The sequence below is a fragment of the Bradyrhizobium sp. HKCCYLRH2047 genome (genome assembly GCF_051168175.1).
GTDB lineage: Bacteria > Pseudomonadota > Alphaproteobacteria > Rhizobiales > Xanthobacteraceae > Bradyrhizobium.
Genome location: NZ_JBNPUM010000013.1, coordinates 53,085 through 79,166 on the forward strand (window position 1 = coordinate 53,085; position 26,082 = coordinate 79,166).

A 26,082-nucleotide genomic window follows, 5' to 3' on the forward strand; every position below is an offset into this window, starting at 1 on the left:
GGCCGAATGAACCCACGCATGATGGACCGAGGCACACATGACAAAGTCCCCCCGCGCCTTCGATCACGTCGACACCTGGGTGTTCGATCTCGACAACACGCTGTATCCGCATCACGTCAATCTGTGGCAGCAGGTCGATGCCAGGATCGGCGAATTCGTGTCCAACTGGCTCAAGGTCGATGCGGACGAAGCGCGCCGCATCCAGAAGGACTACTACCGCCGCTACGGCACCACGATGCGCGGCATGATGACCGAGCACGGCGTGCATGCCGACGACTTCCTGGCCTACGTGCACAAGATCGACCATTCGCCGCTGGAGCCGAACTCGGCGATGGGCGCGGCGATCGAGCGACTGCCTGGACGCAAGCTGATCCTCACCAACGGCTCGGTGGACCATGTCGGCGCGGTGCTGAGCCGGCTCGGCATCGCAGACCATTTCCACGGCGTGTTCGACATCATCGCCGCCGAATTGACACCGAAGCCCGCGCGCGAGACCTATGACAAATTCGTCCGGCTGCACGATGTCGATCCGACGCGCTCCGCAATGTTCGAGGACCTCTCCCGCAACCTCGTCGTCCCGCACGACCTCGGCATGACCACGGTGCTCGTCGTACCGGACGGCACCAAGGAGGTGGTGCGCGAGGATTGGGAGCTGTCGGGCCGCGATGATCCGCATGTGGATCATGTGACGGACGATCTGACCGGGTTCTTGCAGCGGCTGGTGAAGGCCTAACCCTCGCTGTCGTCCGGACAAGCGAAGCCGCCGGCGGTCCTGAGGTGCGATGGGCGTCCGACAAACTCAGTGTCGTCCCGGGCTTGACCCGGGACCCATAACCACCGGCGGATGTGTGGGCACGCAAGTGGCTAAGGATGTGCCCAACACGTCTCCCTGTGGTTATGGGTCCCGGATCGGCGCTCGCGATATAAAGTCGTCTCAATAGCGACAGCCGGGCGCTCCGCTTGTCCGGGACGACGCCGGTGGGTGCCTTGACTCCCTTACCCCAAACCCGGAAAAAGCCGCCCTGCCCCCAGCTTCTACAAGTCTATCCCGGTCGGCCCGGGACCAAGCGAGGATCGACCGATGTCACTGTCCGCCCTGGAATCCACCATCAACAGCGCCTTCGATGCCCGTGATGGCGTCTCGACCACGACCAAGGGCGAGGTCCGCGACGCCGTGGAGAGCGCGCTGGAGCTGCTCGACAAGGGCGAGGCCCGGGTCGCCGAGCGGGGCACGGACGGCAAGTGGAGCGTCAACCAGTGGCTCAAGAAGGCGGTGCTGCTGTCGTTCCGCCTCAACGACATGAGCGTGATCCCCGGCGGCCCCGGCCAGGCGTCGTGGTGGGACAAGGTGCCGTCGAAGTTCGAGGGCTGGGGCGAGAACCGTTTCCGTGACGCCGGCTTCCGCGCCGTGCCCGGCGCGATCGTGCGCCGCTCGGCCTTCATCGCCAAGAACGTCGTGCTGATGCCGTCCTTCGTCAATCTCGGCGCCTATGTCGACGAGGCGACCATGGTCGACACCTGGTCGACGGTCGGCTCCTGCGCCCAGATCGGCAAGCGCGTGCACATTTCCGGCGGCGTCGGCATCGGCGGCGTGCTGGAGCCGCTGCAGGCCGGTCCCGTGATCATCGAGGATGACTGCTTCATCGGCGCGCGCTCCGAGGTTGCCGAGGGCGTGGTCGTGCGCAAGGGCGCGGTGCTGTCGATGGGCGTGTTCCTGGGCGCGTCGACCAAGATCGTCGACCGCGAGACCGGCGAGGTTTTCGTCGGCGAGGTGCCGGAATATGCCGTCGTGGTGCCGGGCGCGCTGCCGGGCAAGCCGATGAAGAACGGCCAGATCGGCCCCTCCACCGCCTGCGCCGTCATCGTCAAGCGCGTCGACGAGCGCACCCGCTCCAAGACCTCGATCAACGAGCTGCTGCGCGACTGATCGTCCACGTCCGGGCGGCCGCACTAGCCGCCGCCCGAACGCCCATGTTAAGCGAGGGCATGACCGATGCCCTCACCATCACCCGCGACCTGATCCGCTGTCCCTCCGTGACCCCCGCCGATGCCGGGGCGCTCGGCGTGCTCGAGGACCTGCTGAAGCAAGCCGGCTTCCAGACCCATCGCGTGACCTTCTCGGAAGCGGGCACCGCCGACGTCGACAATCTCTACGCCCGGATCGGCACCGAGGGGCCGCACATCACGTTCGCCGGCCACACCGACGTGGTGCCGCCCGGCGACGAGGCTGCGTGGAGCCTTGGCGCATTCTCCGGCGAGGTCAAGGACGGCTACATCTATGGCCGTGGCGCCGTCGACATGAAAGGCGGCATCGCCTGCAGCGTGGCGGCTGCACTCGACTATCTGCGCGACAATGGTGGACGGCCGAAGGGCTCGATCTCGTTCCTGATCACCGGCGACGAGGAGGACGTCTCGATCAACGGCACCATCAAGCTGTTGAAATGGGCGGCCGAGCGCGGCGAGCGCTTCGACCATTGCGTGCTCGGCGAGCCGTCGAATCAAGAAGTCATGGGCGACTGCATCAAGATCGGCCGCCGCGGCTCGCAGTCCGGCACCCTGATCGTCGAGGGCAAGCAGGGCCACGTCGCCTACCCGCACCGCGCCTCCAACCCGGTCCCGGATATCTCGCGCCTGATCGTCGCGCTTTCGGACGAGCCGCTCGACCATGGCAGCGCGCAATTCCAGCCGTCGAACCTCGAATTCACCACGGTCGACGTCGGCAACACCGCGACCAATGTCATCGCGGGACTGGCGCGGGCGAAGTTCAACATCCGCTACAACGACTGCCATACGCAGGAGTCGCTGCGCGCGCTGGTCGAGCAGCGGCTGGCCAAGGCTTGCGGCAACCGCATCCGCGCCCGCATCGACTGGATGCCGTCGAACTCCAACGTGTTCCTGACCAAGCCCGGACCGTTCACCGACCTCGCGGTTGCCGCGATCGAGAGCGTGACGGGCCGCAAGCCCGAGCTATCGACCACCGGCGGCACCTCGGACGCGCGCTTCATCTCGAGCTACTGCCCGGTGATCGAGTTCGGCCTGGTCGGCCAGACCATGCACCAGATCGACGAGCGCGCCTCGGTCGCCGACATCGCCACCCTGACGAATATCTATCGCGGCATTCTCGATCGCTACTTCGCGTGAGCGGCGTGCCGCTCCGATCAGGCGGCCTTCACCTCCGCCAGGAACTGATCGACCTCGCGGCGCAAATCCGTCGCCTGGCCGGCTAGGCTGGCAGCAGAATCGAGCAGTGAGCGCGCCGAGCCGCGGGTTTCGGCTGCGGCCGCGCTGACCAGCGCAATCGACGACGAGACGTCGTTGGTACCGCTCGCCGTCTGCTGCACGCTGCGGGCGATCTCACGTGTCGTAGCGCTCTGCTCGGCCACGGCCGTCGCGACAGCTCCCGTGACGCCGCTGATCGTATTCACCACGGCTGCGATCTTCTCGATTGCGGCGACCGTGCTGCCGGTCTCGTCCTGAATCGCGGCGATCTGGCTCTCGATCTCTTCGGTAGCCTTGCTGGTCTGCGACGCCAGGCTCTTCACCTCGGATGCGACGACGGCAAAACCCTTGCCGGCCTCGCCTGCGCGCGCCGACTCGATCGTGGCATTGAGCGCCAGCAGATTGGTCTGCGAGGCGATGGCGCGGATGAGCTGGACGACGTCGCCGATGCGTGTCGCGCTGCCGGCCAGCGTGCGGACCTTGTCGGTGGTGTCGAGCGCCTGGCTGGTCGCGTTGGAGGATTCCGACGCGGCTTCCGCGATCTGCCGGGTGATCTCCTTCATCGAGGCGTCGAGCTCCTCGGAGGCCGCCGCGACTGTGTTGACGCCGGAGGTTGCCTGCGCCGCCGCATCGGCCACGGCGGTGGCACGTGACGCCGTGGTGCTGGCGGAGCCGTCGAGGGTCTCGGCCGAGAGTTTCAGGCCACTGGCGGCGTCGCTCAACCGGCCGCAAAGCGTGTCGATGACGTCGCCGAAGCGGCGGGTGAGCGCCTCGATCTTTTGCCGCCGCGCATCGCGCCGCGCCTCGGCATCGGCACCCTGCAACGCCAGCCGATCGGCCTCGGCCGACTTCTCCTGCAGAACGCCGATGGCGTGGGCGAGCGTACCGACCTCGTCGGTGCGGTCGCGGTAGGCGATTTCCACATCGCGCGCGCCGCTGGCGATGCGCCCGATCAGCTCGGTCAGGTTGGACAGAGGCTTGATGACCCGAGCGTTGAACCAGAGTGTTCCGAGCGCAGCGGCGGCAATGTTGACGACGAGCAGAATGAGCGCCAGCACGAAGCGGAGCTGGGCGTCGCCGAGCGCGGCCTCGCTCTGGCGCAGCGCCTCGGTCAGCGCGGCATCACGCAGCGGCAGGATGGTGTCGAGGATCGGAAACAGCGACCGCAGGAATTGATCGGGGTCGAGCTCGAGCACCTTGCCGCGATTCGGCGCCACCTGCGACGTATACAGCTCGCCGCCGCGCGCCCAATAGCCGTTTTCCACCCCGGTCATCGCTGCGAAGATCGGCTTCTGATCGATCTCGGCAGCGGCAAGCTTAGCCGTCGCCCAGATCCGCTCAATGCGTCCCTTGAACGCGGCGAGCGCCTCGGCCGGCTCGCCGGCCATCGGCTGCTTGGTCGCGATCATGCGGATGAGCGTCGTGGTGGCGCGGCCGGCCCAGTCGCGCAGATCCCATCCGATCACGGCGAGCCGCGCGGCCTGGCCGACCGCGGGGTTGGCCGCATTGATCCGGCGCACGATCACCTCGACATGGCTGCCGGTGGCTTCCTGGACCGTGAACATCTGCGGCACGTAGTCGCGGACGACGGCCTCCGACCGGGACGCCTTGGGCTCGGCCACGGCATCGAGCGCCGCGCCGCGCAGCGTGCGCAGCTTCTGCTCGATCGAATCGAGCGCTGCGACGTCCTCGCGAAGCTGCGCCAGGCTGCGCGCCTTGGCGAGCGCCTCATCGGAGCCGCCGGTGATCTTCTTGAGCCCCGCGAGCTCCTCCGCCGTCGCCGGGTTGGCCGATGCCAGTCGCGGATTGATCCAGGCGCGCTCCACATTGAGCTTTTCCGGGAGCCGCAGCATGGCGGCCAGCAGTTGCGCATCGGCGCCCGCGGTCCGGGCCGCTTGCAGCGAGGTCAGCTGCTGCCAGGCGAACAGCACGGTGGCGAGCAGGCCGATGACGGCCCCGAGCAGCAGAGAGAGCAGGAAGACTTGACGAATGCGCACGATCGACCTCGCTGGAGAGCAGCCTGAGGTCCGGATAGCAGGGAGGGATTCAATTTGAAGTTAATGAGGCCTATCGCGCAACTCGAAGCAGCAACTAATTAGGACAGCCTCTCGTCGCGGTACGCGACGGGCCGGGTTCCACGCGGGAACGACCTCAATAGTCGACCTTCACGAGATAGAGCCCTTCCGGTGGCGCGACGACGCCACAGGCGGCGCGATTGCGCGCGGCGAGCGCGGCGGCGAGATCATCTGCGGTCCAGCGGCCCTGCCCGACCCACACCAGCGAGCCGACCATCGAGCGCACCTGGCTATGCAGATAGGAGCGCGCGGAGGTGAGGATGGTGATCGCATCGCCGTCCCTCACGACATCGAGTTGATCGAGCGTCTTCTCCGGCGACTTCGCCTGACATTCCGTATCGCGGAAGGTCGTGAAATCATGCCTGCCGAGCAGCCGCTGCGCCGCCGCATGCATCGCCTCCGAATCCAGCCGCTGCGGCACGCGCCAGACGCGGCCGACCTCGAGCGCAAGATTGGAGCGGCGATTGACGATGCGATAGCGGTAGTGCCGCTTCCGCGCGGAGAACCGCGCTTCGAAGCTGTCGGGCACGATCTCGGCATGGAGCACCGCAACCGGGTTCGGCCGCAGATGCGCGTTGAGTGCGTCGCGCAGCTTGTCGGGGCGGAACTCCTTGGCGATGTCGCAATGCGCGACCTGCCCCATGGCGTGGACGCCGGCGTCGGTACGGCCAGAACCGTGCACGCGCGTCGGCACGCCGCAGGTCGCCTGCACCGCCGCTTCCAGCGCGCCCTGCACCGACGGCAAGGTCGCCTGCAGCTGCCAGCCGCAGAACGGCGCGCCGTCATATTCGATGGTGAGCTTGTAGCGGGGCATCGCCTCGATCGCGTTTGGCCGTCATTGCCGGGCTTGACCCGGCAATCCATCCATGGACGAAGCTTGTTCGCGAGATGGATGCGCGGGTCAAGCCCGCGCATGACGAGCTGAATTGGTCAGCCGAAGCGCCGGCCCGGCGCGACGGGCGTGCCGCGCAGGAAATCCGCGGCTTTCATCGGGCCCTTGCCGGCGCGCTGCAGCTCGGTCACGCGGATGGCGCCGTCGGCGCAGGCGATGGTGAGCTGCTCGTCGAGCACGGCGCCCGGCTCGCCCCGGCCGTCGGCGAGCGCGCAGCGCAGGATCTTCAAACGCGCCGCCTCGCCATCGAGCATGACCTCGCTCCAGGCGCCGGGGAACGGCGACAGGCCGTGGATGTGACGCAGCACCGTATGCGCCGGCTTCGTCCAGTCGATCCGCGCCTCGGCCTTCTCGATCTTGGCCGCATAGGTCACGCCGCCCTCGGCCTGCTTCGTCAACGTCAGCCCGCCGCGCTCCAGCGCGGCCATCGCCCGCACCATCAGGTCGGCGCCGATGCGCGACAGGCGATCGTGCAGGTCGGACGCCGTCATCGCGTCAGTGATGGGCAGACGCTCGGCCATCGCGACGTCGCCGGTGTCGAGACCGACATCCATCTTCATGACCATCACGCCGCTTTCGGCGTCCCCTGCCATGATGGCACGGTTGATCGGCGCGGCGCCGCGCCAGCGCGGCAGCAGCGAGGCGTGGAGGTTGTAGCAGCCGAGTTTTGGTGCATCGAGAATCGCCTGCGGCAGGATCATGCCATAGGCGACGACGACGGCGGCGTCGGCCTGGTGGGCGCAGAACGCAGCCAGCGCGTCCTCGGTCTTCAGCGTCTTCGGCGTGAGCACGGGAATGCCGAGCCGCCGCGCCTCGGTCTCGATCGGAGTCGGGACCAAGGCCAAGCCACGGCGGCCACCGGGCTTCGGCGCGCGCGTGTAGACGGCCACGATCTCGTGGCCGTGGCCGGCGAGCTCGAGCAGGGTCGGCACGGCGAAATCCGGCGTGCCCATGAAGATCAGGCGAAGCGGCATCTGGTGCGCCCCTCAAGGCTTCATCCTGCCGTCATTGGCCGGGCTCGTCCCGGCCATCCACGTCGCAATGCCAACGCGAGAGGCAAGACGTGGATGCCCGGGTCAAGCCCGGGCATGACGGGGGAGAGAGTTGATCGTTACTCGCCGGCGCGCTTGGCGGCCTTGGTGAACTTCTTCATCACGCGGTCGCGCTTGAGCTTCGACAGATAGTCGATGAACAGCACGCCGTTGAGATGGTCGATCTCGTGCTGGATGCAGGTGGCGTAGAGCCCCTCCGCATCCTCCTCGCGGACCAGCCCGTCGAGATCGGTGAAGCGCACGCGCACACGCGCCGGCCGCTCGACCTCCTCGTAATATTCGGGGATCGACAGGCAGCCTTCCTCGTAGACCGACAGCTCGTCCGACTTGGCAACGATCTCCGGATTGATGAAGACGCGCGGCTCGCGCTTGCCTTCCCCGTTCGCGTCGGGCTTGGCCAGATCCATGGTGATGACGCGCAGCGGCTGCGCGACCTGAATCGCTGCGAGCCCGATGCCTGGCGCGTCGTACATGGTCTGAAACATGTCGTCGACCAGCTGCCGGATCTCCGGCGTGACCTTCTCGACCGGCTTGGACACCAGCCGCAACTGCCGGTCCGGCAGGATGATGATTTCTCTTAGGGACATGGCGCGCGATTTAAGCCGCGGAACCGGCGCGGTCAATGTGATGGCTCGCAGTTAAGACTTCGCTAACCATGAATTTCAATGTCTCGCTAACCATGATTCTTTACCCGGCCTTAACCATAAATGTTCTCTCTTCGTTCGCGAACTCTTGCGAATCGGATAGACGGGGGTGATGACCGCCAGCCAGTCCCTCAATCCTGTCGTCGTCATGATCGGCGATCTGCCGGTGCGCGCCAGCGACGCGCTGATCGGGTTTGGCGTGCTGGTTCTGCTCCTGCTGCTGATGATCGTCGCGGCCGTGGTGCGCTCCGGCCGGCGCGGCGCCGAGCTCGCGGCCCAGCAGGCGATGCGCGCCGATGAGATCGAACAGCGGTTCGGCGAGATGATCCGGGTGCAGAGCGAGGCCTCCGGCCGGGTCGACGCGATGGCGCAGCTGCTTGCCGGGCGGCAGGTGGACCTGGCGCGCAGCGTCAACGAGCGGCTCGACGCCGTCACCCATCGCGTCGGCCAATCGATGGAGCAGACCACGCGCCACACCATGGATTCCTTGCGCGTGCTGCACGAGCGGCTCGGCATCATCGACAACGCGCATCGCGATCTCAGCGAGCTCACGACACAGGTCACGACCTTGCGCGACGTGCTCGCCAACAAGCAGTCGCGCGGCGCATTCGGCCAGGCGCGCATGGAGGCGATCGTCCAGGACGGGCTGCCGAAGGGCAGCTACGCCTTCCAGTACACGCTCGTCAGCGGCAAGCGGCCGGACTGCGTCGTGTTCCTGCCCGACACCAGGCCGCTGTGCATCGACGCGAAGTTTCCGCTGGAAGCCGTGACCGCGTTGCATGATGCCGAAACCGAAGAGGAGAAGCGCGCCGCCGCGCAGCGGCTGCGCACCGACGTGCTGCGCCACGTCAACGACATCGCCGAGAAGTACCTCGTGGTCGGCGAGACGCAGGACACGGCGCTGATGTTCGTGCCGTCGGAATCGGTCTACGCCGAGATCCATGACGGCTTCGACGATGTCATCCAGAGAGCCTATCGCGCCCGTGTCGTGCTGGTGTCGCCGTCGCTGCTGATGCTCGCGATCCAGGTCATGCAGCAGATCATGAAGGACGCGCGCATCCGCGACGCCGCCGACCAGATCCGCAACGAGGTCATCCATCTCGGCGACGACCTCGGCCGCCTGCGCGAGCGCGTGCTCAAGCTGCAGAAGCATTTTGGCGATGTCGGCGAGGACATCCGCCAGATCCTCATCTCCGCCGACAAGATCGAAAAGCGCGCCGCGCGGATCGAGGAGCTCGATTTCAGCAAGCCGGATGCGCCGGCGGACTCTCCGCGCATTGCGCCGGGCGCGGGCGCGACGCCGGACCTGTTTCCGCTGGCGGGGCGGATGCAGGCGGGGGAATGACCGCGGCGTCGCGAAAGCTGTCCAGATCTGCTACCACCCACCGATGACCGCACCTGACGCCGCCTCCGACATCAGAGCAACCGCTGCAAAGCCTGAGGCCAAGCCCGCCCCCACCTGGCGCGAGAGCATGGCCGTCTACCTGCAGCCGCGCGTGCTCGTGGTGCTGTTCCTCGGCTTCTCCTCAGGTCTGCCGCTGGCGCTGTCCGGCTCGACGCTTCAGATCTGGATGCGCGAGCTCGGCGTCGATCTCGGGACCATCGGGCTGTTCGCGCTGGTCGGCACGCCCTACACGCTGAAATTCCTTTGGGCGCCGCTGGTCGACGCGCTGCACGTGCCGCTGCTGACGCGCGCCTTCGGGCGGCGGCGCGGCTGGCTGGTGTTCGCGCAATTGCTGCTGATCGCGGCCATCCTGCTGCTGGCCGTGACTGACCCGGCGCATGCGCCGTTCATGGTCGCGCTGGCCGCGCTGCTGGTCGCCGCGATGTCGGCGACCCAGGACATCGTGGTCGATGCCTTCCGCGTCGAGAGCCTTCCGGAGAGCGAGCAAGCCGCGGGCATGGCGGCGTATGTCGCCGCCTACCGCATCGGCATGCTGGTCTCGACCGCCGGCGCGCTGGTGGTGGTCAGTGCATTCGAGAACTCGGGGTTGACGCGTCCGTCGTCCTGGATGTGGGGCTATGTCGCGATGGCCGGAATGGTGCTGATTGGCACGATCACGGCCCTCGCGGCGACCGAGCCGGCACAGTCGCAGCAGGCGGAGGCCGCGATGGGCGCGGACACCGCGCTCACCCGCGTGATGCATGCGGCCGCCGGAGCCTTCGTCGAGTTCCTCAGCCGACGTGATGCGCTCACGGCGCTCGCCTTCGTCGTGCTGTTCAAGTTCACCGACGCCTTCTCCGGCACGATGACCGCGCCGTTCGTGATCGATCTCGGCTTCAGCAAGGTCGACTACGCAGCGATCGTGAAAGGCGTCGGCCTCGCCGCCACGCTCGCCGGCGGCTTTGCCGGCGGCTTCGTCGCGCGGCGCTATTCGCTCGCCACCAGCCTGTGGATCGGCGGCATCGTGCAGGCGCTGGCCAACCTGTCGTTCTCATGGCTCGCCATCGTCGGCGTCAATCAATGGGCGCTGGCGCTGGCGATCTCTGCGGAGAACTTCACCAGCGCGATCGGCACCGTGATCTTCGTCGCCTATCTCTCTGCGCTGTGCCAGAACCCGCTGCACACCGCGACCCAATATGCGCTGCTCACCGCGCTCGCCGCGGTTGGACGAACCTACCTGTCATCGGGCGCGGGCTATGTGGCGAAAGCGACCGGCTGGCCTACATTCTTCGTCATCTGCGCACTCGTCGCGATCCCGAGCCTCGTGCTGCTTGCTTGGCTGCAGAGGCGCGGCCATTTCGATGAATTGGGGCCAGTGAAGGTCTAGCTGCCGCCTGGGGTTAGACTGTCATCATCCGCGAAGGCGGGTGATCCGGGATTGCAGAGACGTCGGCGATCAACCGCGAGGCCGCGGCGTGCTGGATCGCCCGGTCAAAGCCAGGCGATGACAGCGGAAATCGTGGCGCTGCTTTCGCGTGAATGCTCCCAGCGGCCTCAACGCTTCACCAAGCTCCACTTGGTCACGACCGCCTCGCTCATCTGTCCCGCATCCTGGGCGCAGGCGATCTCGTCGACCTTGACCGCGATCTGCTTGCCGAGCAGCCCCTTGAGCTGAGACGCCTGAGCCGTGTTCGCGGTGACGAGCTGGAACGTCTCCGGGCCGGTCTCGAGATTGCACAACCCGCTCGGCGGCGGCAGACGGCGCGGCTCGCTGGTGATCTGATAGGCCGCGGAGGGCTGGCCCGGCTTGGCGCCTTTCAGCTTCAGCGCCGTCAGCTCGCCCGACAGCACGTCACCGGCATTGAGCGGACGCCCCGCCTTCTGCGATGCCTCGCTCTGCTGCGCCAGCACCGACGGCGCCGAGAGTACCGCCAGAATCGCGCCCAAAGCCAGCCGTTTGCCGAATCCGCGTTTCGTCATCATTCCACTTTCGTCTGTGCCTAGAACAAGGTCCGCTGCCGCATCGCGGCCGAGAGCGTGCCTTCGTCGAGATAGTCGAGCTCGCCGCCGACCGGCACGCCATGCGCCAGCCGCGTGACCTTGACATTCGCCTCCTGCAGGAGGTCGGTGATGTAGTGGGCGGTGGTCTGGCCGTCGACCGTCGCGTTCAATGCGAGGATGATCTCCTGCACCTCCGGCGCATGGGCGCGCTGCACCAGCGCGTCGATGGTGAGATCCTGCGGACCGACGCCGTCGAGCGGCGACAAGGTGCCGCCGAGCACGTGATAGCGGCCGTTCGAGGCCTTGGCGCGCTCCAGCGCCCAGAGATCGGCGACATCGGCGACGACGACGATCATCGCGGGATCGCGCCGCGGATCGGTGCACACCGTGCAGGGATTCTGGGTATCGATGTTGCCGCAGGTCTTGCACACCTGGATGCGGTCGATCGCGACCTGCAACGCCGAGGCAAGCGGCACCATCAGCGCCTCGCGCTTCTTGATCAGATGCAGCGCGGCACGCCGCGCCGAGCGCGGCCCGAGGCCGGGCAGGCGCGCGAGCAGCTGGATCAGGCGTTCGATCTCAGGACCGGCGACGGCCATCAGTTCACGACGATCATCGAGCGAACTAACCGAAGCCGAAGCCCGGCGGCAGGCCGAGCTTGCCGGTGATGGCCTGCATCTTCTCCTGCATCGCGGCTTCCGCCTTGCGCCGCGCATCGCCATGCGCGGTGACCAGCAGGTCCTCCAGGATCTCGGCCTCCTCCGGCTTCAGCAGCGACGGATCGATCTTGATGCTCTTCACGTCCATCTTGGCGGTCATGCGCACGGCGACCAGCCCGCCGCCCGAGATGCCCTCGACCTCGACATTGCCGAGCTCTTCCTGCATCTCCTGCATCTTCGTCTGCAGCTGTGCCGCCTGCTTCATCATGCCGAGAAAGTCAGCCATCGGAGCACCTCATCATCAGCCTTCTGGTTGAGCATGATCTCCGCGCAAACGCCTTTGGCGTTTGTCGCGAGGAAAACCGGTTTTCACTGTTCCGGATCATGCTCTAGAAATCGTCATCGTCGGACTCGTCGGGCGGCTCGACAGCACTGGCGTCCGATTCGGGCGGCTCGGGGGCGAGCCGACGCACCTCGACCACCTTGGTGCCGGGGAACCGCGCCAGGATCTCCTGCACGCGCGGATCGGCCTCTGCCGCCGCCTCGCGTTCGCTTTTGGCGCGCAGGTTCTGCTCGCGCAAGGTCGCCTGGCCCGGCTCGTTGGACACGATCACCGTCCAACGCCGGCCGGTCCAGTCCTCCAGCTTGCGGCCGAGGTCGGAGACAAGCGAGCGCTGCGCCGTCCGTTCCAGCGCGATCTCCAGCCGTCCCTCCTCGAAGCGGACCAGCCGCACGTCCATCTCGAGCGCGCTCTTGGTGATCAGGTCACGATTCTTGCCGGCCAGCGCGACGAGTTCCTGGAAGCTCGCTAGGCGCAGCGCGGGCTGGTCCTGCGATGCCGGTGACGGCTGCGATGCCATCGCCTGCGGTCGCATCGAACCGCCGACCGCGGCGAGCGTCGGGCCTTGCGCGCGCGGCGCCTGCATCGGCGCCGGCGCCATCACAGGCGGCGTTCCCGCGCTCATGGTGGATGCCGGCGCAGGGCGCGCCCCGCCGCCGTTCGTGACGATTGGCGAGCCGCCACCGTTCTGGTCGATCATCCGAATGGCTTCGTCAGGCGTCGGCAGATCGGCGGCATAGGCGATGCGGACCAGAACCATTTCCGCCGCAGCCGCAGGCCGCGTCGCGCCTTGAGTCTCGGCGATGCCCTTGAGCAGCATCTGCCACATCCGCGACAGCACGCGCATCGACAGCTTGGTGGCGAAGTCGCGTGCGCGCAGCCGCTCGGTCTCGCTGAAGGCGACATTGTCAGCGGTCGCCGGCACGACCTTCACCCGGGTCACGAAGTTGACGAACTCGGCGAGGTCGGACAGCACGACCACGGGGTCGGCGCCGACGTCGTACTGCTCGCGGAATTCCTTGAAGGCGGCGGCGATGTCGCCGCTGGCGAGATGGTGGAACAGATCGATGACGCGGGTGCGGTCGGCGAGGCCGAGCATCTGCCGGACATCGTCGGCGCGGACCTCGCCGGCGCTATGCGCGATCGCCTGATCGAGCAGCGACAGCGAATCGCGCACCGAGCCTTCTGCGGCGCGGGCGATGATGCCGAGCGCCTCGGGCTCGATCGTGACGCCTTCCTTGGTCGCGATGCCAGCAAGATGCTTCATCAGCACGTCGGCCTCGACCCGGCGCAGATCGAAGCGCTGGCAGCGCGACAGCACCGTGACCGGGACTTTCCGGATCTCGGTGGTGGCGAACACGAACTTGGCGTGCTCCGGCGGCTCCTCCAAGGTCTTCAGGAAGGCGTTGAACGCCGCCGTCGACAGCATGTGGACTTCGTCGATGATATAGACCTTGTAGCGCGCGCTGGCCGGCGCATAGCGCACGCTGTCATTGATCTGGCGGACATCGTCGACGCCGGTATGCGACGCCGCGTCCATTTCCAGGATGTCCATGTGCCGGCTTTCCATGATCGCCTGGCAATGGGTGCCGAGCACCGGCATGTGGATGGTCGGGCCCTTCACCGAGCCGTCGGGCAGCTCGTAGTTCAGGGCGCGGGCGAGGATGCGGGCGGTGGTGGTCTTGCCGACGCCGCGGACGCCGGTCAGGATCCAGGCCTGCGGAATCCGGCCGGTCTCGAACGCGTTCGAGACGGTGCGCACCACGGCCTCCTGGCCGATCAGATCCGCGAAGCTGGAGGGGCGGTATTTGCGCGCCAGCACCCGGTAGGGCTTGGCGGGAGCGTCGGCGCTGTCAGGCGGAACAGGTGGGGCGCCAGCGTCGGTCATCGAGCGATCCGCAAGTGAGCATTCCAGGCCGACATCGATCGCGATCGTCGACGCAATCAGCCTCGACGCAATCAGCCGGTGCGCGGTCGAGCGCCCGCCCTGCGCGGGGTCCCCGCCATCTTTGCGCGATTCGCTCGAGAAAACAGGTAGGAGACTGACGAGCGACCCGATCCGGACCTCGTTAGGGCTGCTTCCTTCCGGACCTGACCCGGTTGGCGAGTGGCTCGTCCACCGCCAATCTCCCGCTGCCTATTTGGGGCCAAACGGTCCGGAAAGCAAGCGCGAGCTTCGCCGGCCTCGTCTACCGCCCCGCGGGCTTGTGCCGCAGCTCGGAAAGGCCTTAGGTGCCGTCGAGCCCCCGCCTGACCATCCGCCAGGAACCGCCGCATGCCCGAATCAGCCTGGTCGCTGCATCCGCAACTTGCGAAGGATACGATCGACATTGGCGACCTGCCGCTGTCCCGCGTGCTGGTGATCAAGGACGCGAACTATCCCTGGCTGCTGCTGGTGCCGCGGCGCGAGGGCGCGGTCGAGATCATCGATCTCGACGAGGTCGCGCAGGCGCAGCTGATGACCGAGATCACGCGGGCGTCACGCGCGCTCAAAGAGATCACCAAATGCGACAAACTCAACGTCGCCGCGCTCGGCAACATGGTGCCGCAGTTGCACGTCCACATCATCGCGCGACGCACAAGTGACGTGGCCTGGCCGCGACCGGTGTGGGGCGCCGCGCCGCCTGTGCCCCACGATGCGCAGGAGGTGCAGCAGTTCATCAGCGCTATCAGGCGCAAGATCTGGCTAGGGTGAGAGATGTCGCCATTCGACTTGTTTCCGCTGGGCAAGCCGGCCTTCGTCGGCCATCCGATCGATCGCGCCGCCCATCTGCGCTTCCATGATGACAAGCTGATTGCCTTCGAGAGCCAGCCGTCGACGCGGGCCTATGTCGTGCATCGCGATTCGCTGGTGCTGAAGCGCGAGGGCGACCAGCTGCGCGCGCTGCTGTCGATCGACGAGGCGCTGAAGTTCGGTGCCAATCCGGGAACGATCTTCCTCGGCCTGCAGGACGGCGCGGCCGTGTTCGGCATGGGCATCGCGCCGGCCGCGGTCGAGAAGCTCGCCGGGCGCGAGGACGTGTCCGTGACCGAGCTGCGCGGCATGGCGATGCAGGGCGCGATCCCGGTCGACCAGCTCGCCACCATCGCGATGGCCAAGTCCCTGGTGTCCTGGCATCAGCGCCACGGATTCTGCGCCAATTGCGGCGCCAAGACCGCGATGCGCGAGGGCGGCTGGAAGCGCGAATGCCCGAGCTGCAAGACGGAGCATTTCCCACGCACCGATCCGGTCGTGATCTCACTGGTCGCCTCCGGCGACAAGTGCCTGCTCGGGCGGCAGAAGCAGTTTCCGACCGGCATGTATTCCTGCCTCGCCGGCTTCGTCGAGGCGGCCGAGACGATCGAGGACGCCGTCCGGCGCGAGGTGTTCGAAGAATCCGGCATTCGCTGCACCGACGTGACCTACTACATGACCCAGCCTTGGCCCTACCCGTCGTCGTTGATGATCGGCTGCAGCGCCCGGGCGCTCAACGAAGACATCGTCATCGACCGTACCGAGCTCGAGGACGTGCGCTGGTTCAGCCGCGACGAGGCCCGGCAGATGCTGCTGCGGCAGCATCCGGATGGCTTGGCGGGACCGCATCCGTTCGCCATTGCTCATCATCTGGTCGGCCGCTGGCTCAAGGAGAACGACGAGCGGTAACAAGAGACCAGCCCGCCCGCCATTCCGCGGAAACCGCCGGACCGGACAGGAAAGGGCTGAACGGCCGATCCTTGCCTTGGAACGATTTTCTCTATATGAGGGTTTTATAGCCTTCCTATGGAACAAGTTTCTCCATGACCGATGTCGCCGCCCAAGGCTCCGAAGCCAATCGCCGGCTCGATGCCATCGACCGCAAGATTCTGATGGTCCTGCAGGAGGACGCGTCGCTATCCGTCGCCGAGATCGGGGATCGGGTCGGACTGTCGTCGACACCGTGCTGGAAGCGCATCCAGCGGCTCGAGGCCGATGGCGTGATTCTGCGCCGGGTGGCCCTGGTCGATCAGAACAAGATCGGGCTTGGCATCTCCGTGTTCGTGTCGGTGGAGAGCGCCGACCATTCCGAGGCCTGGCTGCGCAAATTCGCCGAGGCGGTCAGCTCGATGCCGGAGGTGATGGAGTTCTACCGGATGGCCGGCGACGTCGACTACATGCTGCGCGTCGTCGTTGCGGACATGCAGAGCTACGACGTCTTCTACAAGAAGCTGATCAGCGCGGTGCCCCTCAAGAACGTCACCTCGCGCTTCGCCATGGAGAAGATCAAGTCGGTCACGGCGCTGCCGGTGCCACCGGTCTGAGCCGAGCATTCCGGGGCGCCTGGGCGTTGCAGCGCTGGCGTTCCCGTCCTCAGTCGTCATCCCTAACGAACGTTTACCGGAAGTTATTCCCATCCCTCTATTCTTGGGTGCGATGACGTCCGGTGCAACCATACCTCAATCTTCGCGCCCGTGGCTCAATGCCACGGCGCTTCTGATCGCGAGCTTCGTCGCGGTCGCAGCGCTGTCACTCCAAGTGCGCGCGGGGAGCGAAGTCGTGGCCGTCGCTTTCCCACCTTGGTGGAGCGCGCAACACGCGATGCTCGCTGCGGCCTCGGCCGACGCCGCGCTCGTGCGCACAACGGCCATTTCATCGCTGCTCGTCGTTCGTCCCGGCGAACACGACGGCGCGGCGCGGCTGCGCGAGGCTGGAGCCTGGCTCATCATTGATCCGCAGGCGGTCTCTGCCTGCTTTGCAAAATGATCTCTTTGGGGGAATCGGAAATGAACGTCGAGACCAGCGATCTGGCAACCCTCCGGCACACGACCAGCAAGCTTCTGCTGGCGATGCTCTGGGTTCACGTTCCGCTCTCCCTCATCATCGGGCTGTCGCGCGGCGACTGGCTGATGCCGACCATGCTCATGATCGTCATGGCAGTGGTGGCAACCCTTTCCTGGCGCAGCGCCGGCGACGCCTTGTCGACCCAGCTCACCGTCGCGGTCGCCGTCATGGGCAGCGTCTCCGTGCTCGTCTACCAGATGTCCGGACATGCCTGGCAGATCGACATGCACATGTATTTTTTCGCCGCGCTCGCCTGTCTGGTCGCATATTGCGACTACCGGCCGATCCTGGCCGGCACGGTCGCCGTCGCGCTTCATCATCTGGTCCTGAACTTCGTGTTTCCTGCGGCGATCTACCCGGGCGGCGCTGATTTCGGCCGCGTTGTGCTGCATGCGGTCATCCTGCTGATCGAGGCCGGTGTTCTCATCGCCCTTGCGCTCAAGCTGACGCAGTTGTTCGAAACCAGCGCGCGCAAGACCGCGGAAGCCGAATCGGCGATCGCTGCCGAGGCGCGCGCCAACGCCGAGCGGTTCGAGGCCGAGCAACGCGTCAAGCAGCAGGCCGATCTTGCCCGTCGCGAGCTCGCAGAAGGCTTCGAGCGCAAGATCGGCGGCATCGTCGAGGCGGTGGCCGTCGCCGCCAGCGAGATGCAGAGCCTGTCCTCGTCGATGAGCCGGAGCAGCGCGGAATCTTCGCGCCAGACGTCGGCCGCGGCCGGCGCCTCGCAACAGGCGTCGACCAATGTCGAGACGGTCGCTGCCGCAACGGAAGAGCTGACTGCGTCGATCAACAATATCTCACAGCAGGTGACGCGGTCGGCTGAGATCGCCGCGAAAGCGGCGGACGAGGCACGGCGCACCAACACGGTTGTCGAGAGCCTGGCTGCCGGCACCCAGAAGATCGGCGAGGTGGTGACGCTGATCCAGACGATCGCCAGCCAGACCAACCTGCTGGCGCTGAACGCCACCATCGAGGCGGCGCGCGCCGGCGAGCACGGCAAGGGCTTTGCCGTCGTGGCAAGCGAGGTCAAGGCGCTCGCCAACCAGACCGCGAAGGCCACCGAGGAAATTTCCAGCCAGGTGCAGAGCATCCAGAGCGCCACGGGCGACGCGGTCAATGCCATCCAGGCGATCGGGGGAACGATTGCCGAGATCGACGAAATCTCCAAGGAGATCGCCACCGCGGTCGAGCAGCAGGGCCTCGCCACCGAAGAGATTTCCGGCAACGTGCAGCAGGCGGCCGAAGGCACGCGGCTGGTCAGCCAAAGCATGGGCAGCGTGACCCACGCCTCCGACGAGACCGGCAGCGCCGCCTCGCGCCTGCTGGAGTCCGCGACCGGACTCACCTCGCAATCGACCCGGCTCAAATCCGAGGTCGATCAGTTCCTGAACTCCCTGAGGGCCGCTTGATCCCATCGAACAGGATGGGATCAGCGCGAGCATCGGCCCCAGCTAGCTGGATATAACGCGGCCTCAGATCGTCTGGTTGTAGGCGCCGACTTCGGGATGCGTCCGCAGCACCTCGTTGACCGCCTCGAACATGTCGTGCATGCGCCGCTCGGACACCGGGCTTTCGACCACCACCACGAGTTCCGGCTTGTTCGATGAGGCCCGCACCAGACCCCAGCTGCCGTCCTCGACCGTGACGCGGACGCCGTTGACGGTGACGAGATCGCGGATCTGCTGCCCCGCCACCTTGCCGCCCTGCCGCTGCAGTGCCTGGAAGTGCTTCACGACGGCGTCGGCGACGCCGTATTTGACCTCGTCGCCACAATGCGGCGACATGGTCGGCGACGACCAGGTCTTTGGCAGCGCGTCCTTCAGGTCGGCCATCGACTTGCCCGGCGCCCGATCGAGCATCTCGCAGATCGCGATCGCCGAGACCAGACCGTCGTCATAGCCCCGCCCGAACGGGCGGTTGAAGAAGAAGTGGCCCGACTTCTCGAAGCCGGCAAGCGCACCGAGCTCGTTGGTGCGGCGCTTCATGTAGGAATGGCCTGTCTTCCAATACGCCGTCTTCGCGCCCTGCGCCTGCAGCACGGGATCGGTCATGAACAGGCCGGTTGACTTCACGTCGACGACAAACTGCGCGTCCTTGTGGATCGCCGACATGTCGCGCGCCAGCATCACGCCGACCTTGTCCGCGAAGATCTCCTCGCCGGTGTTGTCGACTACGCCGCAGCGATCGCCGTCGCCATCGAAGCCGAGGCCGACATCGGCCTTATGCGCGAGCACGGCATCGCGGATGGCGTGCAGCATCTCCATGTCTTCGGGATTGGGATTGTATTTCGGGAAGGTGTGATCGAGCTCGGTGTCGAGCGGAATGACCTCGCAGCCGATCGCCTCGAGCACGTCAGGCGCGAACGCGCCGGCGGTGCCGTTGCCGCAGGCCGCAACGACCTTGAGCCTGCGCTTCAGCTTCGGCCTGCTGGTGAGATCGGCGATGTAGCGCGCAGGGAAATTCTCGTGGAACTGATAGGAGCCGCCGCCGGCGTTCTTGAACTCGGCGTTGAGCACGATCTCCTTCAGCCGGGTCATCTCTTCGGGGCCGAAGGTCAGCGGCCGGTTGGCGCCCATCTTCACGCCGGTCCAGCCATTGTCGTTGTGCGAGGCGGTCACCATGGCGACGCAGGGCACGTCGAGATCGAACTGGGCGAAATAGGCCATCGGCGTCACGGCAAGGCCGATGTCGTGCACCTTGCAGCCGGCGGCCATCAGGCCCGAGATCAAGGCGTATTTGATCGAGGCGGAGTAGCCGCGGAAATCGTGCCCGGTCACGATCTCCCGCTTGACGCCGCGTTCGGCGATCAGCGCGCCCAGCCCCATGCCGAGCGCCTGCACCCCCATCAGGTTGATTTCCTTGTTGAACAGCCAGCGCGCGTCATATTCGCGGAAGCCCGTCGGCTTCACCATCGGCTCGGATTCGAAGGCGTAGGTATTGGGAACCAGGACGGGCTTGGGTTTCGGAAACATCAGGAGACGGCCTCGGGAAATCACATCAACGGAAGAATGCAGTCGTGCCTGATACGACGTCGGACGACAATGGCAGAAGGCAGATGAATGCAGGCAACAATCAGGCGGGACCGCCCCGTCCGCTGAACCAATCCGCCTGCCGGTATATGGGGGCCGTCACTGCATGCACCAAGATGCGGTGAAGGCGCAGCCTACTGCTCCAGCACCATCTGGCCGTTGGCGTAGGCGAAGCGCTTCAGCTTGGACAGGAAGGACAGGCCAAGCAGGTTCTCCGACAGCGCGGTATCGGGCAGCACCAGGGCATCGACGTCGCGCACGGTGAGCTCGCCGAGCTCGACCATCGCGAGCCTGGCGCGGGCCGCCTTCACGGTGCCGTTGGCCGTGGTCACGGTGGCGGTGTAGTCGCCGCGCGCAGGGCGGAGGCCGAAGCGGGCCGCGGAGCTCTCGTTCAGCGCGACCATCGAGGCGCCGGTATCCACCATGAAGCTGATGCGCTGGCCGTCGATGCGGCCGTCGGCGCGGAAGTGACCGCGACGGTCGGTCGGAATGCTGAGGCTGCGCTGGCCCGCGGCAGAGGATTCCACCGTGGCAACCCGCGCGGACGGTGTCGCGGATGCCGACGCGGGGGTCAGGCGATCGGCCAGTTGCGCCATGAAGGTGCCGAGACCGACGAGAACGGCCGCGAAGATCATTATGTTACGCATGACGCAAACGCCCGACTTTACCCCGCAACCGATTTGACCATCAAAGCCGCTGACGGGCGACTGCGAGCGACCGGCTGCCGCCGCCATTTTGGCGAAAACGATGAGTGAAGCGTTAACGACAACGACGGCGGCGGTACAATTTGCATGAGCTATGTCCCCCGCGGCTTGGCCCGCCGGGTCGGCTCGGCATGGGCGGGATCGTCGGGCCAGGGATGGCGCGGATAGCGGCCGCGCAGATCGGTGCGGACCGCGGCATAGGAGCCGCGCCAGAAGCCGGGCAGATCGCGCGTCACCTGCACCGGCCGCTGCGCCGGCGACAGCAGCTCCAGCACCAGCGGCACCGCGCCGCGCGCGATCGAGGGATGGACGTTCAGGCCGAACAGCTCCTGCAGCCGCACCGCGATGGTGGGCCCCTGCTCGGCCTCGTAGTCGATCGCCAGCATCGTGCCGGTCGGCGCCTCGAAATGGGTCGGCGCCTCCCGGTCGAGCCGGGCGCGGAGATCCCAGGGCAGCAGCGCCATCACGGCATCGGAGACGTCGCCGGGCGATATGTCCTTGAGCGCGGTCTTGTCGGCCAGCAGCGGCACCAGCCAGTCCTCGCGCCGCTCGGCGAGGCCCGCATCCGAGAGGTCAGGCCAACTGTCGCCTTCCGCCTTGCGCAGGAAGGTGACGCGGTCACGCCACTGCCTGGCGGCCTTCGACCACGGCAGCCGGTCGAGCCCGGCCGCACAGATCCCTTCCGCGAAGATGCGCGCGGTCTCCTCCGACGGCGTCAGCGCGACCGGCGCATCGGCCATGGTGATTGCATGCAGCTTGCGCCGGCGGCGCGCCCGCAACGCCATCGCGTTTTGATCGAAGCTGACCTCGTCCTTGGCTTCGATATGCGCAGCGAAGTGGCGCTCGATGTCCTCGATCGCCAGCGGGGCCGCCAGCAGGATACGGCCGCTGGCCGCCGTTCCCGTCAGCTCACCGACCGCGATATAGGGCACGCGCGCCAGCGACGAGGTTGGGTCGACGGCGGCGCCGCGGCCGTTGGCGAGCACGAAACTGCCATTGCCGCGATTGCGCGCGACCCGGTCGGGAAAGGCGAAGGCGAGCATCAGGCCGGTGGAGATATCCGCTTCTCCGGCGGGGGCGGACGCGGACGACACCTGCTGCGCCCACCGCCGCGCCAGGTCGCGGGCACTTTGCGCGCGCGGCGAGCGGTCGCGGCGGAACTGATCGAGCCGCACCTCGAGATCAACGCTGTCGCCGCCCAGCCCGCGCTCGGTCAGGATGGCGGCGATGTCGGCGGCCTGCGCCGCCGCGCCGTGGTCGGCGGCATCGACGATCATCCGCGCCAGCCGCGGCGGCAGCGCCAGCGCCCGCAGCCGCCGGCCCTCGTCGGTCAGCCTGCCATCGGCATCGAGCGCATCGAGCTCGCGCAGCAGGTCCCTCGCCTCCTTCCAAGCCGGTTGCGGCGGCGGATCGAGGAAGCTCAGCGTGGAGGGGTCACTGACACCCCATTGCGCTAGATCGAGGACCAGCGAGGACAGGTCGGCGCTGAGAATTTCCGGCTGCGTATAGGCCGCCAGCGAGGCCGTCTGCGGCTCGTCCCATAACCGGTAGCAGACGCCAGGCTCGGTGCGGCCGGCGCGGCCGCGGCGCTGATCCACGGCGGCGCGCGAAGCCCGCACCGTCTCCAGCCTGGTCAGGCCGATGTCCGGCTCGTAGCGCGGCACCCGGGCGAGGCCGGAATCGACCACGATGCGCACGCCCTCGATGGTCAGCGAGGTCTCGGCAATCGAGGTCGCCAGCACCACCTTGCGCTGCCCCTTCGGGGCGGGCGAGATGGCGCGGTCCTGCACGGCGGAATCGAGCGCGCCGAACAGCGGCACGATCTCGACGCTGGCATCGTGGACGCGCTCGGCCAGCATGGTCTGGGTGCGCCGGATTTCGGCGGCCCCCGGCAGGAACGCCAGCACCGAGCCCGCGTCGGCGCGCAGCGCGGCCGCGATGGTCTCAGCCATCTGGCGTTCGACCGGCGCATCCGGCTTGCGGCCGACATAGCGCGTCTCGACCGGATAGGCGCGGCCTTCGCTCTCGACCACCGGCGCATTGCCGAGCAGGCTGGCGACGCGGGCGCCGTCGAGCGTCGCCGACATCACGAGGATGCGGAGATCCTCGCGCAAGCCCTGCTGCGCATCGCGTGCCAAAGCGAGGCCCAGATCGGCATCGAGCGAGCGCTCGTGGAATTCGTCGAACAGCACGGCGGCGACGCCGGTGAGCTCGGGATCGTCGAGGATCTGCCGGGTGAAGATGCCTTCGGTGACGACCTCGATGCGGGTCGCGCGCGAGACCTTCGAGCCGAATCGTACGCGATAGCCGACGGTCTCGCCGGCACGCTCGCCGAGCGACTTCGCCATCCGCTCGGCGCTGGCGCGGGCGGCGATCCGGCGCGGCTCCAGCACGATGATCTTGTTGGTCCCGACCCACGGCGCATCGCGCAGCGCCAGCGGCACCCGGGTCGTCTTGCCGGCACCAGGCGGCGCCACCAGCACGGCGGTGCTGCTGCGTGCGAGCGTGCCGGACAGTTCGTCCAGCACGGCATCGATGGGCAGCGGTGTATCGAAGCGAAGCGGCAATCGTCGAACCCGTCATTGCCCGCGAAGGCGGGCCATCCAGTAAACGCAGATCTCGCAGATGACGAAGATCGGGCGTACTGGATACCCCGCCCTCGCGGGGTATGACAACGCCATGTCACGCACGCCGCATCACGCGCCCTTCACCGACGGCCGGCCCACGCTCTCGTAGACGAAGCCGTGCGCCGCCATCTCGTCCGGGCGGTAGACGTTGCGCAGGTCGACGACGACAGGACTGGCCATCACCTCCTTGAGGCGATCGAGGTCCATGGCGCGGTACTGCACCCATTCGGTCACCAGCACGATCGCATCGGCGCCCGTCGCGCACGCATAGGGATCATCGTAATAGGCGATCTCCGGCAGCTCCTTCTTGGCCTGCTCGATGCCGACGGGATCATGCGCGCGCACCTTGGCGCCCATGTCGAGCAGTCCGGTCACCAGCGGGATCGACGGCGCCTCGCGCATGTCGTCGGTCTCCGGCTTGAAGGTGAGGCCGAGCACAGCGACTGTCTTGCCGCGCAGATTGCCGCCGACGGCATGCGCCACCTTGCGCGCCATCGCACGCTTGCGGTTGTCGTTGACGGCCAGGACGGATTCGACGATGCGCAACTGCGTATCGTAGTCCTGCGCGATCTTGATCAGCGCGCGCGTGTCCTTCGGGAAGCACGAGCCGCCGAAGCCCGGACCGGCATGCAGGAACTTGGCGCCGATGCGGTTGTCGAGACCGATGCCGCGCGCCACCTCCTGCACGTCGGCGCCGACCTTCTCCGCGAGATCGGCGACCTCGTTGATGAAGGTGATCTTGGTGGCGAGAAACGCGTTGGCGGCGTATTTGATCAGCTCGGCGGTGCGCCGCGCCGTGTACATGACCGGCGCCTGGTTCAGCGACAGCGGCCGGTAGATGTCGCCGAGCACCTTGCGGCCGCGCTCATCGTCGGTACCGACCACGATACGATCGGGCCATTTGAAATCGCGGATCGCCGCACCCTCGCGCAGGAATTCCGGATTGGAGGCAACCACGACATCGGCCGCCGGATTGGTCTCGCGGATGATGCGCTCGACCTCGTCGCCGGTGCCGACCGGCACGGTCGATTTGGTCACGACGACCGTGAAGCCCGTCAGCGACGCGGCGATCTCGCGCGCCGCGGCATAGACGTAGGTGAGGTCGGCGTGACCGTCGCCGCGCCGCGACGGCGTACCGACCGCGATGAACACGGCGTCGGCTTCCGCGACCGGCTGCTTGAGATCGGTGGTGAAATCGAGCCGCTTGGCCTTCACGTTGGCCGCGACCAGCGCATCCAGCCCGGGCTCGAAGATCGGGATTTCTCCGCGATGCAGCGCGGCGATCTTGCTCTCGTCCTTGTCCACGCAGGTCACCTGGTGACCGAAATCGGCGAAGCAGGCACCGGACACCAGACCCACATAGCCCGTGCCGATCATCGCAATTCGCATCGAAACCCATCCTTCAAGGTTAATACTTTCGCGTCTTAAACCATTTGCGGTTCAAGGGGAATTTAGAAAACGGCATGACGTTTGGATGACAGAGAGGAGTATTAACGGCTCTGCCCGACAATGCGGCAGCTCCGCGCCAAAGAGGGACAGCATGACCGCGAATGGTACGCCGAAAACGGCCGGAACCGAGACGCGCATCGACTGGGTGGACTACGCCAAGGGTATCTGCATCATCATGGTGGTGATGATGCATTCGGTGCTGGGCGTCGAGCTCGCCGCCGGCGAGACCGGCTTCATGCACGCCGTCGTCGCCTTCGCCAAGCCGTTCCGGATGCCCGACTTCTTCCTGATTTCCGGCCTGTTTCTGCCACTGGTCATCAACCGCGACTGGCGCACCTATCTCGACCGCAAGGTCGTGCATTTCGCCTATTTCTACGTGCTGTGGGTGACCATCCAGTTCGGCTTCAAGGCGCCCGGCTTCGCCGCCGCGTCCGGCTGGCCGCACGCCGGCTATATGTATCTGGAATCCTTCATCGAGCCGTTCGGCACGCTGTGGTTCATCTATCTGCTGCCGATCTTCTTCGTCGTCATCAAACTGACACGGAGGCTGCCGGCGCCGGTGATCTGGGGCATCGCGGCCGGCCTCGAAATGGCGCACATCGTTACCGGCTGGACCGTGATCGACGAATTCTGCGCCCGCTTCGTCTACATCTATTCGGGCTATCTGTTCGCGACCACCATCTTCGCAGTGTCGGACCGGGCCCGCGCGCAGCCCATGCTCGCGATCATCGGCCTGCTCGCCTGGGCTGTCATCAACCAGTCGCTGGTGAACCTCGGCGTCAGCGAGTGGCCGGCTGTCTCCCTCATGCTCGGCTATGCCGGCGCCGTCGCCATCATCATCGCCGGCACGCTGCTGGCGCGCGCGCAGCTCCTCAACGCATTGCGGTTCTGCGGCGAGCATTCGATCGTGATCTATCTCGCCTTCTTCCTGCCGATGGCGGCGACGCGTACGGTGCTGCTGAAGACCGGGATCATCACGGACATCGGAACGATCTCGCTGCTCGTCACCATCGCCGGCGTGCTCGGCGCGCTCGCGATCTGGCGCCTCGCGCTGCGTACCGGCGCCCGCTTCCTGTTCGAACGCCCGATCGCGTTCTGGATCGCGCCGCCGAAGCCGAAGGCTGTGTTGCAGCCGGCGGAGTAGCCACATCCATGGTGTCGTCCCGGGCGAAGACCCGGGACCCATAACCGCCGTCCTCCATGTGAGGC

The 26,082-nt window shown here is 66.7% G+C and carries 23 protein-coding genes and 1 other RNA gene; 11 read left to right on the forward strand and 13 right to left on the reverse strand.

Annotated elements, in window-relative coordinates; genetic code table 11:
- Window positions 1-37 precede the first annotated feature (37 nt).
- The 3 genes from ACQR1D_RS26515 (at window position 38) to dapE (ending at window position 3,141) form a co-directional block, all read left to right on the forward strand.
- Entirely contained in the window at window positions 38-733 is a 696-nt protein-coding gene (locus ACQR1D_RS26515; RefSeq protein WP_315800475.1) for a pyrimidine 5'-nucleotidase, read from the forward strand.
- A 348-nt stretch (window positions 734-1,081) separates the two neighbouring features.
- Window positions 1,082-1,927 (forward strand): 2,3,4,5-tetrahydropyridine-2,6-dicarboxylate N-succinyltransferase, encoded by an 846-nt coding sequence (gene dapD, locus ACQR1D_RS26520; protein ID WP_315800476.1) that lies wholly within the window; start codon window positions 1,082-1,084, stop codon window positions 1,925-1,927.
- A 59-nt stretch (window positions 1,928-1,986) separates the two neighbouring features.
- Window positions 1,987-3,141, forward strand: coding sequence for a succinyl-diaminopimelate desuccinylase (gene dapE, locus ACQR1D_RS26525; protein WP_434881934.1), 1,155 nt, complete (start codon window positions 1,987-1,989; stop codon window positions 3,139-3,141).
- Window positions 3,142-3,158: 17 nt separating this feature from the next.
- Here the strand turns inward: dapE and ACQR1D_RS26530 are convergent, their stop codons facing one another.
- The 4 genes from ACQR1D_RS26530 to def form a co-directional block, all read right to left on the reverse strand.
- Window positions 3,159-5,216, reverse strand: a complete 2,058-nt coding sequence (locus ACQR1D_RS26530) for a methyl-accepting chemotaxis protein (RefSeq protein WP_434881935.1) — start codon at window positions 5,214-5,216, stop codon at window positions 3,159-3,161.
- Between the two features lie 154 nt (window positions 5,217-5,370).
- A complete protein-coding gene (gene truA / locus ACQR1D_RS26535; protein ID WP_434838490.1) occupies window positions 5,371-6,108 on the reverse strand; it encodes a tRNA pseudouridine(38-40) synthase TruA in 738 nt (245 codons plus the stop codon).
- A gap of 116 nt (window positions 6,109-6,224) precedes the next feature.
- A complete protein-coding gene (gene fmt / locus ACQR1D_RS26540) occupies window positions 6,225-7,160 on the reverse strand; it encodes a methionyl-tRNA formyltransferase (RefSeq protein WP_316239314.1) in 936 nt (311 codons plus the stop codon).
- Window positions 7,161-7,297: 137 nt separating this feature from the next.
- The gene (gene def, locus ACQR1D_RS26545) at window positions 7,298-7,825 is read right to left on the reverse strand and encodes a peptide deformylase (protein ID WP_315800481.1); all 528 of its coding nucleotides are present in this window, start codon (window positions 7,823-7,825) and stop codon (window positions 7,298-7,300) included.
- 169 nt (window positions 7,826-7,994) lie between these two features.
- Here def and ACQR1D_RS26550 point away from each other — a divergent pair, with 169 nt between their 5' ends.
- Together ACQR1D_RS26550 and ACQR1D_RS26555 are read left to right on the forward strand one after the other, a co-directional pair.
- Window positions 7,995-9,227: a DNA recombination protein RmuC gene (locus ACQR1D_RS26550; RefSeq protein ID WP_434838489.1), complete on the forward strand. Its 1,233-nt coding sequence runs from the start codon at window positions 7,995-7,997 to the stop codon at window positions 9,225-9,227.
- A 43-nt stretch (window positions 9,228-9,270) separates the two neighbouring features.
- A complete protein-coding gene (locus ACQR1D_RS26555) occupies window positions 9,271-10,653 on the forward strand; it encodes an AmpG family muropeptide MFS transporter (RefSeq protein ID WP_315800482.1) in 1,383 nt (460 codons plus the stop codon).
- Window positions 10,654-10,820: 167 nt separating this feature from the next.
- Here ACQR1D_RS26555 and ACQR1D_RS26560 read toward each other — a convergent pair whose 3' ends face one another.
- The 5 genes from ACQR1D_RS26560 to ffs form a co-directional block, all read right to left on the reverse strand.
- Window positions 10,821-11,246 carry a hypothetical protein gene (locus ACQR1D_RS26560; protein WP_434838668.1) on the reverse strand — a complete coding sequence of 142 codons (426 nt, stop codon included), beginning with the start codon at window positions 11,244-11,246 and terminating at the stop codon, window positions 10,821-10,823.
- Window positions 11,247-11,266: 20 nt separating this feature from the next.
- Entirely contained in the window at window positions 11,267-11,866 is a 600-nt protein-coding gene (gene recR, locus ACQR1D_RS26565) for a recombination mediator RecR (protein ID WP_315715349.1), read from the reverse strand.
- Between the two features lie 25 nt (window positions 11,867-11,891).
- Entirely contained in the window at window positions 11,892-12,212 is a 321-nt protein-coding gene (locus ACQR1D_RS26570; RefSeq protein WP_315715348.1) for a YbaB/EbfC family nucleoid-associated protein, read from the reverse strand.
- Window positions 12,213-12,315: 103 nt separating this feature from the next.
- Window positions 12,316-14,154, reverse strand: coding sequence for a DNA polymerase III subunit gamma/tau (locus tag ACQR1D_RS26575; RefSeq protein ID WP_434838488.1), 1,839 nt, complete (start codon window positions 14,152-14,154; stop codon window positions 12,316-12,318).
- Between the two features lie 146 nt (window positions 14,155-14,300).
- Window positions 14,301-14,397: signal recognition particle sRNA small type (gene ffs, locus ACQR1D_RS26580), an RNA gene on the reverse strand.
- A gap of 144 nt (window positions 14,398-14,541) precedes the next feature.
- Between ffs and ACQR1D_RS26585 the strand changes: the two genes are divergently transcribed.
- The 5 genes from ACQR1D_RS26585 to ACQR1D_RS26605 all read left to right on the forward strand — a co-directional run bounded on the left by ACQR1D_RS26585 (window position 14,542) and on the right by ACQR1D_RS26605 (window position 18,473).
- The gene (locus tag ACQR1D_RS26585; RefSeq protein WP_315715346.1) at window positions 14,542-14,961 is read left to right on the forward strand and encodes an HIT family protein; all 420 of its coding nucleotides are present in this window, start codon (window positions 14,542-14,544) and stop codon (window positions 14,959-14,961) included.
- Window positions 14,962-14,964: 3 nt separating this feature from the next.
- Window positions 14,965-15,909, forward strand: a complete 945-nt coding sequence (nudC, locus tag ACQR1D_RS26590) for an NAD(+) diphosphatase (protein WP_434838487.1) — start codon at window positions 14,965-14,967, stop codon at window positions 15,907-15,909.
- Between the two features lie 134 nt (window positions 15,910-16,043).
- Window positions 16,044-16,544, forward strand: a complete 501-nt coding sequence (locus ACQR1D_RS26595; RefSeq protein WP_315715344.1) for an Lrp/AsnC family transcriptional regulator — start codon at window positions 16,044-16,046, stop codon at window positions 16,542-16,544.
- A gap of 112 nt (window positions 16,545-16,656) precedes the next feature.
- Window positions 16,657-16,986, forward strand: a complete 330-nt coding sequence (locus ACQR1D_RS26600; protein WP_434838486.1) for a hypothetical protein — start codon at window positions 16,657-16,659, stop codon at window positions 16,984-16,986.
- Window positions 16,987-17,006: 20 nt separating this feature from the next.
- Window positions 17,007-18,473, forward strand: a complete 1,467-nt coding sequence (locus ACQR1D_RS26605; RefSeq protein ID WP_434838485.1) for a methyl-accepting chemotaxis protein — start codon at window positions 17,007-17,009, stop codon at window positions 18,471-18,473.
- Between the two features lie 63 nt (window positions 18,474-18,536).
- Here ACQR1D_RS26605 and ACQR1D_RS26610 read toward each other — a convergent pair whose 3' ends face one another.
- The 4 genes from ACQR1D_RS26610 to ACQR1D_RS26625 all read right to left on the reverse strand — a co-directional run bounded on the left by ACQR1D_RS26610 (window position 18,537) and on the right by ACQR1D_RS26625 (window position 24,813).
- The gene (locus ACQR1D_RS26610; RefSeq protein ID WP_434838484.1) at window positions 18,537-20,036 is read right to left on the reverse strand and encodes a phosphomannomutase/phosphoglucomutase; all 1,500 of its coding nucleotides are present in this window, start codon (window positions 20,034-20,036) and stop codon (window positions 18,537-18,539) included.
- Window positions 20,037-20,227: 191 nt separating this feature from the next.
- Complete coding sequence (locus ACQR1D_RS26615; RefSeq protein ID WP_316183297.1) at window positions 20,228-20,728, reverse strand: TIGR02281 family clan AA aspartic protease; 501 nt, start codon at window positions 20,726-20,728, stop codon at window positions 20,228-20,230.
- 161 nt (window positions 20,729-20,889) lie between these two features.
- On the reverse strand, window positions 20,890-23,364 hold the full coding sequence (gene hrpB, locus ACQR1D_RS26620) for an ATP-dependent helicase HrpB (protein ID WP_434838483.1): 2,475 nt from the start codon (window positions 23,362-23,364) through the stop codon (window positions 20,890-20,892).
- 129 nt (window positions 23,365-23,493) lie between these two features.
- Window positions 23,494-24,813: a UDP-glucose dehydrogenase family protein gene (locus ACQR1D_RS26625; protein ID WP_434838482.1), complete on the reverse strand. Its 1,320-nt coding sequence runs from the start codon at window positions 24,811-24,813 to the stop codon at window positions 23,494-23,496.
- Between the two features lie 151 nt (window positions 24,814-24,964).
- On the opposite strand from ACQR1D_RS26625, the gene ACQR1D_RS26630 reads away from it, so the two are divergent.
- The gene (locus ACQR1D_RS26630) at window positions 24,965-26,017 is read left to right on the forward strand and encodes an acyltransferase family protein (RefSeq protein ID WP_316183295.1); all 1,053 of its coding nucleotides are present in this window, start codon (window positions 24,965-24,967) and stop codon (window positions 26,015-26,017) included.
- The last annotated feature ends 65 nt before the right edge of the window (window positions 26,018-26,082 follow it).